The sequence below is a fragment of the Rhizobium sp. BK661 genome (assembly GCF_024808825.1).
In the GTDB taxonomy this organism is placed as follows: domain Bacteria; phylum Pseudomonadota; class Alphaproteobacteria; order Rhizobiales; family Rhizobiaceae; genus Rhizobium.
Map to the genome: position 1 here is coordinate 858,471 of NZ_JANTYT010000001.1, position 17,053 is coordinate 875,523.

General features: G+C 62.2%; 14 protein-coding genes. 10 read left to right on the plus strand and 4 right to left on the minus strand.

Going from position 1 to position 17,053, the window contains the following annotated elements:
* Window positions 1-51: 51 nt before the first annotated feature.
* A complete protein-coding gene (gene groES, locus FHX16_RS04215) occupies window positions 52-348 on the minus strand; it encodes a co-chaperone GroES (RefSeq protein ID WP_004675403.1) in 297 nt (98 codons plus the stop codon).
* Window positions 349-672: 324 nt separating this feature from the next.
* Between groES and chrA the strand changes: the two genes are divergently transcribed.
* The 7 genes from chrA to FHX16_RS04250 all read left to right on the plus strand — a co-directional run bounded on the left by chrA (window position 673) and on the right by FHX16_RS04250 (window position 9,805).
* Window positions 673-2,082, plus strand: coding sequence for a chromate efflux transporter (chrA, locus tag FHX16_RS04220; RefSeq protein WP_183860043.1), 1,410 nt, complete (start codon window positions 673-675; stop codon window positions 2,080-2,082).
* Window positions 2,083-2,183: 101 nt separating this feature from the next.
* A complete protein-coding gene (locus FHX16_RS04225) occupies window positions 2,184-3,032 on the plus strand; it encodes a TIGR01459 family HAD-type hydrolase (RefSeq protein WP_183860041.1) in 849 nt (282 codons plus the stop codon).
* A gap of 27 nt (window positions 3,033-3,059) precedes the next feature.
* The gene (locus tag FHX16_RS04230) at window positions 3,060-4,043 is read left to right on the plus strand and encodes a bifunctional riboflavin kinase/FAD synthetase (protein WP_183860039.1); all 984 of its coding nucleotides are present in this window, start codon (window positions 3,060-3,062) and stop codon (window positions 4,041-4,043) included.
* 133 nt (window positions 4,044-4,176) lie between these two features.
* A complete protein-coding gene (locus FHX16_RS04235; protein ID WP_114711644.1) occupies window positions 4,177-4,374 on the plus strand; it encodes a DUF3311 domain-containing protein in 198 nt (65 codons plus the stop codon).
* Window positions 4,364-5,839: a monocarboxylate uptake permease MctP gene (mctP, locus tag FHX16_RS04240; RefSeq protein ID WP_259126605.1), complete on the plus strand. Its 1,476-nt coding sequence runs from the start codon at window positions 4,364-4,366 to the stop codon at window positions 5,837-5,839. Before FHX16_RS04235 ends, mctP begins: the two co-directional genes overlap by 11 nt.
* A gap of 281 nt (window positions 5,840-6,120) precedes the next feature.
* Window positions 6,121-9,045: an isoleucine--tRNA ligase gene (gene ileS / locus FHX16_RS04245; protein ID WP_259126606.1), complete on the plus strand. Its 2,925-nt coding sequence runs from the start codon at window positions 6,121-6,123 to the stop codon at window positions 9,043-9,045.
* 133 nt (window positions 9,046-9,178) lie between these two features.
* Entirely contained in the window at window positions 9,179-9,805 is a 627-nt protein-coding gene (locus FHX16_RS04250; protein WP_114711652.1) for a hypothetical protein, read from the plus strand.
* Between the two features lie 192 nt (window positions 9,806-9,997).
* Here FHX16_RS04250 and FHX16_RS04255 read toward each other — a convergent pair whose 3' ends face one another.
* Window positions 9,998-10,435, minus strand: a complete 438-nt coding sequence (locus FHX16_RS04255; RefSeq protein WP_259126822.1) for a nucleoside deaminase — start codon at window positions 10,433-10,435, stop codon at window positions 9,998-10,000.
* A gap of 90 nt (window positions 10,436-10,525) precedes the next feature.
* Between FHX16_RS04255 and FHX16_RS04260 the strand changes: the two genes are divergently transcribed.
* The 3 genes from FHX16_RS04260 to FHX16_RS04270 are packed head-to-tail and all read left to right on the plus strand — an operon-like array spanning window position 10,526 to window position 13,990.
* Window positions 10,526-12,529: a pseudouridine synthase gene (locus FHX16_RS04260; RefSeq protein ID WP_259126608.1), complete on the plus strand. Its 2,004-nt coding sequence runs from the start codon at window positions 10,526-10,528 to the stop codon at window positions 12,527-12,529.
* Complete coding sequence (gene rsmD / locus FHX16_RS04265; RefSeq protein WP_183860027.1) at window positions 12,510-13,070, plus strand: 16S rRNA (guanine(966)-N(2))-methyltransferase RsmD; 561 nt, start codon at window positions 12,510-12,512, stop codon at window positions 13,068-13,070. The genes FHX16_RS04260 and rsmD overlap by 20 nt, the downstream gene beginning before the upstream one ends.
* Before the next feature lie 23 nt (window positions 13,071-13,093).
* Entirely contained in the window at window positions 13,094-13,990 is an 897-nt protein-coding gene (locus tag FHX16_RS04270) for a patatin-like phospholipase family protein (RefSeq protein ID WP_259126610.1), read from the plus strand.
* Window positions 13,991-14,005: 15 nt separating this feature from the next.
* On the opposite strand, the gene FHX16_RS04275 is transcribed toward FHX16_RS04270, so the two are convergent.
* Together FHX16_RS04275 and FHX16_RS04280 are read right to left on the minus strand one after the other, a co-directional pair.
* The gene (locus FHX16_RS04275) at window positions 14,006-14,155 is read right to left on the minus strand and encodes a hypothetical protein (protein ID WP_183752417.1); all 150 of its coding nucleotides are present in this window, start codon (window positions 14,153-14,155) and stop codon (window positions 14,006-14,008) included.
* A gap of 977 nt (window positions 14,156-15,132) precedes the next feature.
* Entirely contained in the window at window positions 15,133-16,941 is a 1,809-nt protein-coding gene (locus FHX16_RS04280) for a monovalent cation:proton antiporter-2 (CPA2) family protein (protein WP_259126611.1), read from the minus strand.
* Window positions 16,942-17,053 lie beyond the last annotated feature (112 nt).

Below are 17,053 nucleotides of genomic sequence, written 5' to 3' on the forward strand. Positions count from 1 at the left end.
GTTGTCCGGGCTTTGGGCCCGTGGCTAAAATCGGAAAGGGAAAACGGCTGATTAGCCGATGATGCCCATGATGTCGGCTTCCTTCATGATCAGAAGGTCTTCGCCGTTGATCTTGACTTCGGTGCCGGACCACTTGCCGAACAGAACGCGATCGCCAGCCTTGACGTCGAGAGCGACGACCTTGCCGGACTCGTCACGAGCGCCGGAACCGACGGCGACGATTTCGCCTTCCTGCGGCTTTTCCTTGGCGGTGTCCGGAATGATGATGCCGCCCTTGGTCTTTTCTTCGGACTCAACGCGGCGAACGACGACGCGATCGTGAAGGGGGCGGAAGTTGGTGCTTGCCATTGTCTAATCCCTCGATCAAATGACACTCGCAGGCCGAGAGCGGCCCGCACGGATGGGTGTTAGCACTCGCCATTGGGGAGTGCTAGCGAGGCAGCATTTAGGAGTGGCCCATCGGGGAGTCAAGGACGGCCTGAATTTTTCTTCGCCGTCTTCTCAAGCAGGCTTAACAGCATATCCTTGTCGGAAGTGCGACAGGCAGTGCGGTGACCACCGTTCCCTAAGCTTCTTTCCTCGAAAGAGATCACTGCCGTCCACCTGTCGCTAGGATTGTCGTAAGGACGTGCCAATGATATCGAGCGCCTTGGGGCAAGAGGGGCGGCAACCGTGAATAAGGCGATCGCGGCAGAAGACATCGTGGCGGCACCAGCGCTGCGAGAGGCGGTTCGCGTCTGGGCGTGGATCGGCTGCCTGAGCTTCGGCGGGCCGGCCGGTCAGATCGCCCTCATGCACAAGACCATTGTCGACGAGAAGCGCTGGATCTCTGAGGAACGCTTCCTGCACGCGCTTAATTTCTGCATGCTGCTGCCCGGCCCCGAAGCCCAGCAACTGGCCACATATATCGGCTGGCTGATGCACGGTGTCCGTGGCGGGCTGATTGCCGGCCTGCTGTTCATACTACCGGGCTTTCTGCTCATCCTGATCCTGTCGAGCCTTTACGCCGTCTTTCAGGAAGCGGCCTGGCTTCCCGCGCTTTTCTTCGGAGTGAAAGCTGCGGTCCTGGCCATCGTCATCGAGGCCTTGCTCCGGGTGAGCCGCCGGGCTCTGAAGGAGCGCTTTCACTACTATGTGGCCGGCGCCTCGTTCCTGGCGCTTTTCATGCTGAACCTGCCGTTTCCTCTCATCATTGTCCTCGCCGGCGCAGCAGGACTGCTGTGGATGAAGTATCGCCAGCGTGGGTTGGCAACGCCGATGCCGCAAACCGCCCGCCGCGGACGACTTCCTGCAGTCACGCCGCATGCGATCGCAAGGCCGCTCGTGGTATTGGTGTTCTGGATCCTCGTCTGGCAGTCACCGCTCTTCTTCATTCGTGGCCTCGACGCGCCGATGGACCTGATCGCCGAAACGTTGAGCGGCGAAACCAATGTATTCGGCGCCGTCTTCATCTTCTTCTCCAAGATGGCCGTCATCACTTTCGGAGGCGCATACGCCGTGCTTTCCTATGTCGCGCAGGTTGCCGTCGGCCACTACGCGTGGCTTCAGCCCGGCGAGATGCTCGATGGACTGGCGCTTGCCGAGACGACGCCTGGGCCGCTTGTCCTCGTCCTCTGTTTCGTCGGTTTCCTCGCTGGCTATCGCAATCCCATTGCGATGGCGCCCCTTGCCGGTGGCGTTCTCGGCGCCTTCCTCGCTGCCTGGGCGACGTTCGTGCCGAGCTTCATCTGGATTTTCGCCGGGGCTCCCTACATCGAGAAGCTGCGCAACAACGAGAAGCTCTCTGCCGCCCTTTCGGCGATTACGGCTGCGGTCGTCGGCGTCATTCTCAATCTTGCGCTCTGGTTCGGCCTGCATGTGCTCTTTGCCGAAGTTGGCCGCGTCGCACTCTTTTCCGGCAAGACCGGCCTGCCGATCATCAGCGTTGCCTGGCCGCAGTGGGGGACGCTCGATGCCGCCGCGCTCGTGATCTTCTTGCTGGCGTCCGTTCTGCTGTTTCGCTTCAAGAAGGGCATCCTGACGGTGATTGGCATATCCACCGCCGCAGGCCTGTTGGCCAAGGCTGCCGCCGCCGTCCTCTAGTCGGCTCGTTTCGGTTTTTTACAGCCGCAGCGCAAAATGCCTTGCCATCCCGGCAGGCCTTTGCGATGTCACCCGTGACTTAACGACATCGGGACATCGGAATGGCCAAGCGGATCGAAAACTTTGCGGAAATCACCAGCCAGTATGACGCGGTGTTCTGCGATGTCTGGGGTGTCTTGCACAATGGCGTCGATCCGTTCCCGAAGGCGGCTGCCGCGCTGGAAGCGGCCCGCGGCGAGGGGTTGACCGTTGTTCTCATCACCAATTCGCCGCGTATTGCTCCGCAGGTGGTGGCACAGCTCCGGCAGATCGGCATCCAGGATGGCGCCTACGATCGGATTGTCACGTCGGGCGATGTCACGCGGGGCCTCATTGCCGAGGGGCCGAAGAAGGTATTTCTTCTCGGGCCGGAACGTGATCTGGCGATCATCGAGGGGCTTGGCGTGGAGCGCGTCGATGCGGGGGATGCCGACTCCGTTGTATGCACCGGCTTCTTCGACGACGAAACCGAGACGCCCGAAGACTATACCGAGATGCTGAAGGCGTTTCAGGTGCGCGGCGTGCCGATGATCTGCGCCAACCCCGATCTGGTTGTCGAGCGCGGCCACAAGATCATCCCCTGCGCCGGCGCGATGGCGGCATACTACAATCAGCTCGGTGGGCAAACCCGCATTGCCGGGAAGCCGCACAAGCCGATCTACGACGCCGTATTGTCCGTTGCCCGCGACGCCCATGGGGAATTTCCGAAGGGCCGTGTCCTTGCAATCGGGGACGGAATGCCGACCGATGTTCGCGGTGCTCTCGATTACGGCCTCGACCTCCTCTATATCAGCGGCGGCATCCACGCGAAGGAATACACGCTGAACGGAGAGACGGACGAAGCCATCCTGACGGCCTTTCTGGAGCGCGAAAAAGTATCACCGAAGTGGTGGATGCCTCGTCTCGCATAAAGACCTCAGCACAAGAAAAGCCAGCCGATGACCGTTTTTCACCGCAACGAAACCCGTGAACCACTGCCGGCCCAGCTGCGTGGCGGCGTGGTCGCCATTGGCAACTTCGACGGCGTGCATCGTGGGCATCAGTCCGTGCTGAACCGGGCTTTGGAGATTTCGCGGCATCGCGGCATTCCGGCGCTTGTCCTCACCTTCGAGCCGCATCCGCGTACGGTCTTCCGGCCCGATCAGCCGGTCTTTCGCCTGACGCCTGCGCCGCTCAAGGCTCGGCTTCTCGAAGCGATCGGCTTCAACGCCGTCATTGAATACCCCTTCGACAGGGAGTTTTCGCAGCGTTCGGCCGACGATTTCATCCATTCGATCCTCAAGGACTGGCTTGACGCCTCAGAGGTCGTGACCGGCTTCAACTTTCATTTCGGCCGAGGCCGGGAAGGCGGTCCGGCCTTCCTGATGGAAGCCGGCCAGAGATACGGCTTCGGCGTTACGCTGATCGACGCGTTTCGTGACGAGAATACTGACGTCGTCTCCTCGAGCCATGTGCGCGAATTGCTGAAAGACGGCAATGTCAGCGAGGCAGCGGCGATGCTCGGCTATCACTATACCGTCGAAGCGGAAGTGATCGGCGGCGAGAAGCTAGGGCGCCAGCTCGGCTTCCCGACTGCGAACATGCGGTTGCCGGCCGAAGCCGATCTCAAGGCGGGCATTTACGCCGTTCGCTTCCGTCTTGATGACGGTACGCTGCACGACGGCGTCGCCAGCTACGGTCGGCGGCCGACGGTCACCGACAATGGTGCGCCGCTGCTCGAAACCTACCTCTTCGATTTCAGCGGCGACCTGTACGGGCAGATCTGTTCCGTATCCTTCTTCGGCTACCTGCGCCCTGAACTGAAGTTCGACGGCCTCGATCCCCTTGTCGAGCAGATGAATCGAGACAAGGAAGAGGCAAGGGCGCTGCTAACAGGTGTGCAGTCGCTCGGAGAGCTTGATCGCAAGATCTGCTTCGTCTGAGGCTCTAGCGACCTTCGAAAATTGTGGCTCTTACGGGGCGGCGATGCTTGTCGTGTGCGCTCGCAGGGATATGTCATCTATTTGATAAGACGCGGATTCGCTGCGCCCCCCAGCATCGAAAGGCATTCTTCAAATGGATAAGAGGTTTGGAACGGCGGTCTGCTGGCTGCTCATCATTCCCTATATCGGGCTCCTATGGGTTCCCTTCTACAACTTTCACGACCCTGTCCTCTTCGGCTTCCCCTTCTTCTATTGGTATCAGCTGGCCTGGGTGCCGGTTACCGCCTTTCTAACCTGGATCGCCTACCGGAGCATGCGCGATGACGACTGATCTCAACGCCACCGCGCTTGCCGTTTTCATCTTCTTCTTCGTGCTAGTCACGGTCATGGGCTTCGTCGCCTCCCGCTGGCGCAAGCCGAAAACACTTGACCATCTCGACGAGTGGGGTCTTGGCGGCCGCAGCTTCGGTACCTGGGTCACCTGGTTCCTGGTTGGCGGTGACTTCTATACCGCCTACACCGTCATCGCCGTTCCGGCTTTGGTTTATACTGTCGGCGCCTACGGCTTCTTCGCGCTGCCCTACACGATCGTCGTCTATCCGTTCGTCTTCATGGTCATGCCCGTGCTTTGGAAGCGGGCGAGTGATTTTGGCTACGTGACGGCCGCCGACGTGGTTCACGGCCAGTACGGATCGCGGGGGCTGGAGCTTGCGGTCGCCGCCACCGGCGTGATCGCCACGATGCCCTACATTGCCCTACAGCTCGTCGGTATGACGGCAGCCCTGAAGGCGCTCGGTCTCCACGGAGAGGTGCCGCTTGCGATCGCCTTCATCGTACTCGCGCTCTACACCTATTCGGCGGGCCTTCGGGCACCGGCGCTGATTGCCTTCGTCAAGGACATCATGATCTACATCGTGGTCATCGCCGCCGTGGCGCTGATCCCATCGAAGCTTGGCGGCTATGCCAACGTCTTTGCCGCCGCCGATGCGGCGTTCCAGGCCAAGGGTTCCGGCAGCCTACTTCTTCTGCCAAACCAGTATGTCGCCTACGCGACGCTGGCGCTCGGATCGGCGCTTGCAGCCTTCATGTATCCGCACACGCTGACTGGCATCTTTGCCTCGAAGAGCGGCAACACGATCCGCAAGAATGCGGTGCTGCTGCCGGCCTATACGCTGCTGCTCGGCCTTCTGGCGCTGCTCGGCTACATGGGACATGCGGCTGGCTTGAAGCTCGAAAGTGCCAACGATGTCGTGCCGGCGCTTTTCCAGACGTTGTTCCCGAGCTGGTTTGCGGGCTTCGCCTTCGCGGCGATTGCCATTGGCGCGCTGGTGCCGGCGGCAGTGATGAGCATCGGCGCTTCCAACCTCTTTACCCGCAATTTCTGGAAGGCCTATGTCAATCCTCAGGTGACACATGCCGGCGAGGCCAAGGTGGCGAAGGTGACCTCACTCGTGGTCAAGGTCGGTGCGCTGCTGGTGATCCTCTTCCTGCCAACCCAGTTCGCGCTTGACCTCCAGCTTCTCGGCGGCATCTGGATCCTTCAGACGCTTCCGGCGCTGATCTTCGGCCTTTATACCAATTGGTTCCGGGCACCGGGGCTGCTCGCCGGCTGGTTCGTCGGCTTCTTCGGCGGCACCTATCTGGTTTGGAATGCCGGCTGGAAACCGCTACAGCCGATCGCCATGGGAGAGACCGCTTTCACGGTCTACATCGGTCTGTTGGCATTGGCGTTGAACATCATCGTCGCGGTCGTGGTGAATGTGCTGACCCCGGCAAAGGTGACGGCACGCGCCTGACCATTGCTTCAAAACGGAAGCCGCGGACCGAGGTGTCCGCGGCTTTTCTGTGCCGCGCGGCCATGAAATCCCTCTTCCTTTTCCCTGTAAAAGCGCCTATGAACCGGCGCGATGAACAAGTTCCGGCTGGCGATCACGATACGAATTATCGGCCCGGCCTTCCGCGCGCGCTGAGCGGCCGGAAGGTCCGGGTTTTTGGCGCTTGGACGACGAGCGCCTCCGTCACCATTTTTCAAGCCCGTTGCGCCCGCTTCCGTGGCGCCTAGAGACGATTGCTAGACATGACCGATACAGCCGAAAAGATCGACTACTCGAAGACCCTCTACCTGCCGGAAACCGACTTCCCGATGCGCGCCGGTCTGCCGCAGAAGGAGCCGGAAACCGTTGCCCGCTGGCAGCAGATGGGTCTCTACAAGCAGCTGCGCGCTTCCGCCGCCGGCCGCGAAAAATTCGTGCTTCACGACGGCCCTCCCTATGCCAACGGCAACATCCATATCGGCCACGCGTTGAACAAGATCCTCAAGGATGTCATCACCCGCTCGTTCCAGATGCGCGGCTTCGACTCCAACTACGTTCCCGGCTGGGATTGCCACGGCCTTCCGATCGAGTGGAAGATCGAGGAGGAGAACTATCGTTCCAAGGGCAAGAGCAAGCCCGACCTTTCCGAGCCGGCGGCAATGATCGAGTTCCGCCGCGAGTGCCGCGCCTATGCCGAAAAGTGGATCGGCATCCAGGGCAGCGAGTTCCAGCGCCTCGGCATCATCGGCGATTTCGAAAACCCCTACCTGACGATGAACTTCCATGCGGAGAGCCGTATCGCCGGCGAACTCTTGAAGATCGCCAAGTCGGGCCAGCTCTATCGTGGCTCCAAGCCGGTCATGTGGTCGGTCGTCGAGCGCACGGCGCTTGCCGAAGCCGAAGTCGAGTATGCCGACGTCGACAGCGACATGATCTGGGTGAAGTTCCCGGTCGCCAAGGGTGCGGACGAGCTTTCCGGCGCCGCAGTCGTTATCTGGACGACGACACCCTGGACGATCCCCGGTAACCGCGCGATCGCGTATTCCTCGCGCGTCTCCTACGGCCTCTATGAAGTCACGGCTGCCGAGAACGATTTCGGTCCCCGGCCCGGCGAGAAGCTGATCTTCGCCGACAAACTGGCGGAAGAATCTTTCGCCAGGGCCAAGCTTCAGTACAAGCGCCTGCGCGACATTTCCGCGGCCGATCTTGCGGGCATCAACTGTGTGCATCCGCTGCACGGCCTCGGTGGCGGCTACCATTTCGAGGTGCCGCTCTTGGATGGCGATCATGTGACCGACGATGCCGGCACCGGTTTTGTCCATACCGCGCCGAGCCACGGTCGCGAAGACTTTGACGCCTGGATGGATAACGCCCGGGCGCTCGAAGCCCGCGGCATCTCGTCCGCGATCCCGTTCCCGGTCGATGATGCGGGCTTCTTCACTGCAGATGCGCCCGGCTTTGGTCCGGATGCCGAAGGTGGTGCGGCTCGCGTCATCGACGACAGTGGCAAGAAAGGCGATGCCAACGAGCGTGTCATCAAGGCGCTGATCGGCCGGCATACGCTCTTCGCGCGTGGTCGCCTCAAGCATTCCTACCCGCACTCCTGGCGCTCGAAGAAGCCGGTGATCTTCCGCAATACGCCGCAATGGTTCGTCTACATGGACAAGGACCTTGCCGACGGCACGACGCTGCGCTCCCGCGCCCTGAAGGCGATCGACGATACTCGTTTCGTACCGGGTGCTGGCCAGAACCGCCTGCGCGCCATGATCGAGCAGCGCCCGGATTGGGTGCTGTCGCGCCAACGCGCCTGGGGCGTGCCGATCTGCGTCTTCGTCGACGAGCACGGTGAAGTGCTGAAGGACGATGCCGTCAACCAGCGCATCCTCGATGCCTTCGATGCCGAGGGCGCTGACGCCTGGTTCGCGGAAGGCGCCAAGGAGCGTTTCCTCGGCAACGAGCATGATCCGGCCAAGTGGGCGCAGGTCATGGATATCCTCGACGTCTGGTTCGACTCTGGCTCGACCCACACCTTCACGCTGGAAGATCGTCCCGACCTGAAGTGGCCGGCCGATGTCTATCTGGAAGGGTCGGACCAGCATCGCGGCTGGTTCCATTCCTCACTGCTGGAATCGGCTGCGACCCGCGGCCGCGCGCCTTATAACGCTGTCATCACCCATGGCTTCACCATGGATGAGAAGGGCGAGAAGATGTCGAAGTCGAAGGGCAACGTGGTCTCCCCGCAGGACGTCATGAAGGACGCCGGCGCGGACATTCTGCGCCTGTGGGTCATGACGACGGACTACTGGGAAGACCAGCGCCTGGGCAAGACTATCATCCAGACGAACGTCGATGCCTATCGCAAGCTGCGCAACACCGTGCGTTGGATGCTAGGTACGCTGGCTCACGACAAGGGCGAGGTCATCGCGCTTGGCGATCTGCCGGAGCTGGAAAGGCTGATGCTGCACCGCCTGGCGGAACTCGATCAGCTCGTCCGCGAAGGTTATGACGCGTTCGAGTTCAAGAAGATCGCCCGCGCGCTCATCGACTTCGCCAACGTCGAGCTCTCGGCCTTCTACTTCGACGTCCGCAAGGATGCGCTCTACTGCGATGCGCCGTCGAGCCTGCGCCGTCGCTCGGCTTTGCATGTCATCCGCAACATCTTCGAATGCATGGTGACGTGGCTGGCGCCGATGCTGCCGTTCACGACGGAAGAGGCCTGGCTGTCACGCAATCCTTCGGCCGTTTCGGTTCACCTCGAGCAGTTCCCGACCCTTCCGGCGGAATGGAAGAACGACGCTCTGGCCGAGAAGTGGAAGAAGATCCGCGCGGTCCGTACGGTTGTCACGGGCGCTCTCGAAATCGAGCGCAAGGACAAGCGCATCGGCTCCTCGCTGGAAGCGGCTCCCGTCGTCCACGTCACCGACGCGGAGCTTTTGAAGGCGCTGGAAGGTCAGGACTTCGAGGAGATCTGCATCACCTCCGGCATCGTCATCGACCGCACGGAAGGGCCTGCCGATGCCTTCCGCCTGCCGGAAGTGCCGGGTGTCAGCGTTGAGCCGAAACTGGCCGAGGGCACGAAATGCGCTCGCTCCTGGCGCATCACCACGGATGTCGGCTCTGACCCCGAGTATCCCGATGTCTCGGCCCGCGATGCGGCTGCATTGCGCGAACTAGCAGTGCAAAACTGAAGAATATTGCCGGGTGAATTGCCTAAACGCGGTTCATCCGGTAAAAGCTGCCTGAAAATGGCCGGATTTTTGCGTCAGGGGGACGATTGTCCGGTTGGGCGATGATTGCACCGGCATGGCTGGAAGGGTTTTCATGTTATCACCACGTTGGTTCCGTGTGGGCGTCTGCTTGACTGTTGCTATGGCAGGCGGCGCGATGATCACCGGCTGCATGGGGAGCCCGCGCTACGGTACGGACAAGACAGCGATGGAACAGTTGACCGACGACCTTGGTCAGTCCGTTTCGCTGACCGGCGACGGACCGAAGAACAAGGGCGTCAAGTACAGCGCTCGCCCGGGTCTCGTCCTGCCGTCCACAGCCGCCAAGGAAACCCTCGTCGAGCCACAACAGAGCATTGCTAGCACGGCAAATCCGGCGTGGATCGAGTCTCCGGAAGAAACCCGCGCGCGCCTCGTCAAGGAAGCTGACGAAAACAGCGACAACCCGAACTACCGCTCGCCGCTCGCAAGCGACAAGGTGGAAGGTGGCCGGCAGACGACGGAAGCCCAGAGCAAGGCCTATCGCGAAGCTCGCGCCCTCCAGAAGGGCACCTATTCCGATCGCCGCTTCATCTCGGATCCGCCGACCGAATATCGACAGGTCGACGATCCGACAAAGCTGGACGATCTCGGCGAGCCGGAACTGAAGAAGGCGAAGAAGAAGAAGAAGGAAGCCGCGATTGCCGGTACCGGCAAGCAGTGGTGGAACCTCCTCCAGTAAGATTTCAAGCGGGGCTGTCAGCCCCGCTTTGCTTTTGACCGGTTGTCAACCAGCACGCCATGCAGGCCGCCCGGCGCCCACCAGTTCGCATGTCCGGAAAGTGACGTTGCATTGGGATCGATGCGCTATGCGGGGCGATCCTCGTATAGGCATAGACGGCGACCATCACAACGAGTTCGCCGGCGAGCAATGTCATGGCACATCCCGTTTCTGCTGGAAGAATGTCCGCAGGATGTCGGCGGATGTGGTTTCCTGCAAACCGGAATAGACCTCCGGAGCGTGATGACAGGTCGGTTGCGCATAGAAGCGCACGCCATTGTCGACGGCGCCGCCCTTGTGGTCTTCCGCGCCGTAGTAGAGCCTGCGAATGCGCGCGAAGGAAATCGCGGCTGCGCACATCGTGCACGGTTCCAGGGTCACATAGAGGTCGGCGCCCGTCAGCCGTTCCTGACCAAGCGCCTCGCAAGCCATGCGAATGACGGCGACCTCGGCATGCGCCGTTACGTCGTTGACCTCGCGCGTGCGGTTGCCGGATGCCGCGATCACGGTTCCGTCAATCACCAGAACCGCTCCGATCGGCACCTCGCCGCGTTCGCCGGCAGCGCGGGCCTGGTCGAGCGCCAGGTCCATAAATTGATTTGTCTTCACGATCCGACAATTTCCACTTAACCGCAAGGGCGCGACCTGATAGGAAGGCCCGAAAAGGCAGGCAAACAACAAATGACATTCAAAGACAAGCCAAAACGGCCAGGCGGCAAGCCATCTCCGCGCGATGCCGGGCCAAAATCGGCAAAGACGGCCGTCAAGGCCGAGGCGAGCGACGTTGCCGAAGGCGACGCCAAGGCTGAGCGCATCTCGAAGGTGATGGCGCGCGCCGGCGTTGCATCGCGCCGCGATATCGAGCGCATGATCATGGACGGGCGCGTCAAGCTGAACGGCAAGCTCCTCGACACCCCTGTTGTCAACGTGACGCTGGCCGACAAGATCGAAGTGGACGGCGTTCCGATCCGCGGCATCGAGCGCACCAGGCTCTGGCTGTACCACAAGCCGGCCGGCCTCGTGACGACCAACGTGGATCCGGAAGGACGCCCCACGGTATTCGACAATCTGCCGGACGACCTGCCGCGCGTCATGTCGATCGGCCGCCTCGATATCAACACCGAAGGCTTGCTGCTTTTGACCAACGATGGCGGCCTGGCTCGCGCGCTGGAACTGCCGACGACCGGCTGGCTGCGCCGTTACCGTGTGCGCGCCCACGGCGAGATCGATCAGGACGCGCTCGACAAGCTCAAGGACGGCATTGCCGTCGACGGAGTCCTCTACGGTTCGATCGAAGCCACGCTGGACCGCACGCAGGGCTCGAACGTCTGGCTGACCATGGGCCTGCGTGAAGGCAAGAACCGCGAAATCAAGAATGTGCTGGGTGCGCTCGGTCTCGACGTCAATCGTCTGATCCGCATCTCGTATGGTCCCTTCCAGCTCGGCGATCTGCCGGAGCGGGAGGTGGTCGAAGTGCGCGGTCGCACCTTGCGCGACCAGCTCGGTCCGCGTTTGATCGAGGACGCGAAGGCCAACTTCGACGCGCCGATCTACAATTCGCCCGCCGTTGCCGCCGAAGAAGAGGTGGAAGCAAAGCCGGAGCGCCGTGAGCGCCCCCGCAAGCCGGAAGACAAGCGCGAGCGTGCGCTGAGCCGCCTCGACACCAAGCGCGACGATCGTCGTGATGACCGTCGCGAGGGTGGTCGCAATGACGATGATCGTCCGAAGCGCCCCGCGCTCGGCAGTCGCCGCAATGCCAATGTCTGGATGGCTCCCGGCGCTCGCCCGCTCGGCGAGAAGGCAGCTGCGAGGGCCGAGAAGAACGCGAAGACGGCGCAGCGCCGTGGCGAAAAGCCCGACCGCGACAGGCCGCAGGCCGCAAGCTTCGGTGATGACCGCCACCGCGTGCAGATCAACCGAGCCACCGATGAAGAGGGCGAATGGATCCGCTCCAGCGAGGTGAGCCGCGACGACGGTGACCGCAAGCGTTCCGGTGATCGCGGTGATCGCGGTGATCGCGGCCCGCGCGGCGACCGTGGTTTCGGTGATCGCCCGTCCCGTGGCGATAGGTCCTTCGGCGATCGTGGCGACCGTTCCGGCGGCGACCGCCCGGCGGGCGACAGACCTTATGGTGACCGCCCACCGCGCGGCGATCGGCCGTTCGGCGACAAGCCTCGTGGCGAGCGCAAGCCGCGCGAGGACGGCGACCGTCCACGTTCCTTCGGCGACCGCCCGGCGCGCGGTGACCGGCCAGCCGGTGACCGTCCATTCGGCGGCAAGCCGCGTGGCGACCGCAGGCCGCGCGAGGACGGTGATGAGCGTCCCCGTTCCTTCGGTGATCGGCCGCCGCGTGGCGACCGGCCGTTCGGCGACAAGCCGCGCCGTCCGCGCGAAGAGGGCGACGAGCGTCCCCGCGCCAAGCGTTTCTCCGGCGAGGCTCGTTCCGAGCGTCCGGCCGGCGACCGCTCCTTCGGTGATAAGCCCAGTGGGGCGCGTCCCTTCGGCGACAAGCCGCGCGGTAAGAGCTTCGGTGGCAAGCCCGGCGGGGCGAAACCCGGTGGCAAGTCTTTTTCCGGCAAGCCTTCGGGCGATCGACCGGGTGGCGGTGGCAAGCCTGCGGGCGGGCCGTCGCGTGGTGGACCTAAGGGCAAGGGAATAGGACGCGGTGCGGATCGTCGGCGGTGAGTTTCGCGGACGGTCGCTCGCCGTACCTAAATCCAACGACATCCGGCCGACTGCCGACCGGACGCGTGAGAGCCTGTTCAATATTCTGAGCCATGCCTATCCGGAATGCGTCGATGGCACCCGGATCCTGGATCTTTTTGCCGGTACCGGCGCCGTTGGCCTCGAAGCCGTTTCCCGCGGCTGTCGGCATGCGCTGTTCGTGGAAAACAGCGTCGAGGGCAGGGGCCTGCTCTGGGAAAACATCGATGCACTCGGCCTGCATGGCAGGACGCGCATCCTGCGGCGCGATGCGACCGATCTCGGCAGCGTCGGCAACCTCGAGCCGTTCCAGGTGCTGTTCGCCGATCCGCCCTACGGCAAGGGGCTAGGCGAAAGGGCGATGGCCGCCGCTGCCAAGGGCGGCTGGCTGCAACCGGGCGCAATTGCGGTTCTCGAGGAGCGCGCGGACGTTGCCGTTTCGGTCGACCCTTCCTATCTTTTCCTCGAAAGCCGGATATTCGGCGATACCAAGGTTCATTTCTTCCGCTATCAGCCCGAATAGGGCGGCGGAAATCGGGGGCAGCGGTGCAGCAGGTAGAGAAGATCGAAACCGAGTTGCCTGCCCCGACCGACCCCTCCAGCCGTTCGACACCCACAGTTGCGGTTGCCTTCGGCGGTGGTGGCGCGCGCGGCCTGTCTCACATCCACGTCATTGAAACCCTGGATGAGCTCGGCATTCGCCCCGTGGCGATTGCCGGCTCCTCGATCGGCTCGATCATGGGCGCTCGCATGGCGGCTGGCATGACCGGCGAAGCCATCCGCGAACATGTCATGATGACGGTCGGCAACAAGGCCGCTGTCGTCAGTCGCCTATGGGGCCTGCGCCCGCAGACGGTGCGCGATGCGGTCGCCAATGGCGTGCGCATCGGCCAGTTCAATCTCGAGCGTATCCTGAAAGCCTTCCTCCCCGCCGACCTGCCGGAACGTTTCGAGGATCTGCCGGTGCCGATGACGGTGACGGCAACCGATTATTACGGTCAGTGCGAGGTATTGACGAGCCACGGCGCGCTGTTTCCGGCGCTGGCGGCTTCCTCGGCAATCCCCGCGGTCTTCATGCCGGTGAGGCTGCACGGACGGGTGATGATCGACGGGGGGATCAGCAACCCCGTCCCCTATGAATGCCTGATGGATCGCGCCGACATCGTCATCGGCATCGACGTCGTCGGTGCCCCGGAGGGCGATGGCACCCACATTCCGAACCGCATGGAGAGCATCTTCGGCTCCGGTCAGCTGATGATGCAGACAGCCATTTCTTTGAAACTGCGCCTGCAGGCACCGCACATCTTCTTGCGCCCCGCCGTCGGGCGCATCGGCGTGATGGACTTCCTCAAGGCGCGCGAAGTCCTGTCAATGTCGGTCGGCATCAAGGACGAACTGAAATATGCGCTCGATCGGGAGATCGAAGCGCGGATCGCCCCTTAGAGGCTTTGCCTAGGACTAATAGCCGTTGATGCCGGCGCCACGAACCGGGCCGATCCCGGCAGGGGTTGCGTAGGTGGTGTTCCCTGCGCCCGAACCGGTGGTTGCGCATCCGGAAAGGGTAAAGAGCGTGATGGCCACAGCGGCCAAAAGATAGCGTAGAGGCATGGCATTGTCCTCTCATCGGAGACTGCGCGGGCCTCAGGGGCCGAGACCGGATACTCCCTCAAATCTACGGCAATCGCAACGGGTAGCTAAGTGCTTAGGTTCGAGGCTCTGCCCGGGTTGATCGCCGGATGCATCCTCGCGTGCCCGGGCTACGGCTCACAGGAGCGACGAGCTCAAGGCAACAGGCAAGTCCACATTCGCTCAGGCAGTTCGTCGTACATATGCAAAAACACGGATCCTCGCCTATCCTCTTTCCAACAGGCGAGTACAGGTTCACCATGTCATGGCGGTCCGAGCCCGGAACTAGCACCGATTTATTTGGGATCGAAGGTTTCGGCGGTCAGGCTTTGTAGGATCCCCAATTTTGGAGAGTTCTCATGATCCACTTGTACAAGCCAATAGCAGCTTTCGCTTTTCTCTTGCTCGCCGTAATCAGTTCATCATGCACTACCGGTGGCCCGGGGGCCCGCTCGCTGAACGAACCATTGAACCCCGCCTGCGCAGAGGGCTTCCAGCCCAGAGGCGGCGGCTCATGCGACTTTTAAGATCCGAGGTCGATGAAATATCGCCAGCCGCCAGGCGAACTGACGGAATCCCGTAGGGGATATGCCGCCTGATCGGCGGCATCAATGAGGAGCCTTCGGGCGGTCAAGTTCTCAGCCTCGCGAAACAAACGAGAGTGGCGTTTCAGTAGGACCTACTGAGTAGGCGACGGAGGCCGAAGATAGCGGTAGCCGGTCAAGGGTGGGCAAAGCCCTTCTCAGCTTGGCGGCGACCAGGCTTCGGGAATTCGTTCCGCTGGCATCTATGAGGGGCCGCCTCCGGCGATTTAGCTCGGGAAATAAATGGGAGTGGCATTGGTGAGGCATGCTGTAACTATGGGCCCCGCTGCACTCTCTGACGATGATCCTTGCTTGCCTATCCGGCTTCTTTCATCGTTGGAGCCATAAGAGAGTTTCAATTCAACCCTGAAAGGCCTAAGCGTCGGCCGTCACCTCTGCCGTGCCTGCCAGCGGGTCCTCGTCGAAGCTTGCGGCGCGCTTTGGCTTCATGAGCGGCTCCGGTTTGACCGGCTGGGAGAACAGCATGTCGCGGCCGGCCTGCAGGCCTTCCGTGACCTGGAGCACCAGGCGGGCTTCGTCGCGCTTGCGGATATCCTCCCCGATTTCATAGGCCTCCGCCTCGCCGATACCCAATGCCTCGAGCGTGCGCCTGCCGAACAGCAGACCGGATTCCAGCGTTTCGCGCAGTTCATAATCGACATTGAGATTGCGCAGCGCGATCGAGTGAATGCGGTCGTAGGAGCGCACGAAGAGCTTGGCATGCGGATAGTCCGCCTGTACCAGCTCGACGATCTTGTCGGTAACTTCGCGTTTCTGCGTACAGACGACGACGATCTTGGCACGGTCGATGCCGGACGCGCGAAGCACATCCTTGCGGGTGCCGTCGCCGAAGTAGATCCGGAAGCCAAAGGATGAGGCCTGCCGGATGCGATCGGCCGAGAAATCGATGACAGTCACGTCGCGTCCGCCCGCAAGCAGGATCTGGGCGGCGATCTGCCCGAAACGCGAAAAGCCGACCATCAGCACATCGGCACCGGCGCCTTCGAAATCTTCGTCGAGCTGTTCCTCCTCTTTGCCGGAGAGGAGACGCTTGGCCAGCATCGTTCCGATCGGGGTGAGCGCCATCGACAGGGTGACGATCGCGATCAGCAGCGAGGCGGTGCTTGTCGGCATCAGGCCGGCAATGCCGGCGGCGGTAAACAGCACGAAACCGAACTCGCCGCCCTGCGGCAGCAGGAAGGCGATCCTGATGGCGTCGTCATGCGGCGAGCCGGTTGCGCGGCAGAGAACATAGATGACGAGCGCCTTCGCGGCCATGATGACGGGCACGGCAACGATGATGAACAGGGCGTTGTCCCTGAGCACGTCGAGCTCGATCGAAAGGCCGACGGCGATGAAGAAGATAGCGAGCAAGACGCCGCGGAAGGGCTCGATATCGGCTTCCAGTTCGTGCCGATAGGAGGATTCCGCCAGCATCACGCCGGAAAGGAAGGCGCCCATCGCCATCGACAGTCCGGCAAGCTGCATCAGGCTCGCCGACCCCATCACCACGAAGAGGGCGGCGGCGATCATCGCCTCGCGGGCCCCGGTGCGGGCGATGATCTGGAAGAGCGGCGTGAGCAGGTAGCGTCCCATGACGATCATCGCGGCGACCGCCCCAATGGCGACTGCGAAGTCGAGCAGCGGCGTGCCGCTGCCCTTGCCGCCATCGAGAATGCTGATCAGGGCAAGCAGCGGCACGATCGCGAGATCCTGGAACAGCAGCATCGAGAAGGAACGCTGCCCGTAACGAGTATTCACGTCGCCTTCGTCCTCGAGTATCTGCATCGCAAATGCAGTGGAGGAGAGGGCAAGCCCGAAACCCGCAACGATGCTGCCGCGCCAATCCAGCACTCCGGAAAGATAGGTCAGGAGCGTCAGCACCAGACCGGTCGCCACAACCTGCGCGGTCCCGAGCCCGAAAATATCGCGCCGCATCTGCCAGAGGCGCGAGGGCTTCAGCTCGAGCCCGATGATGAACAGGAGGAAGACGACGCCGAGCTCGGCCACGTTCAGGATCTCTTCGCCGTCCGTCAATCCATGAAAGATCGGACCGATCACCACGCCAGCGGCCAGGTAGCCGAGCACCGTTCCCAATCCGAGTCGCTTGAAGATCGGCGCTGAAACAACGGCGCCACCTAGCAGCAGGATCGTCTCGGTGAAAAGAGTATTGGGCTCTGACATCAGGCGAGTCTCTTTCAAATGCGGGGAGGCATGCAGGCGACGGGCAAAAGAATCGATGCGCGCGGCCTTGATGCTTTTGGTAGTGCACAATAAATGGAACGCGAAGGAAAGG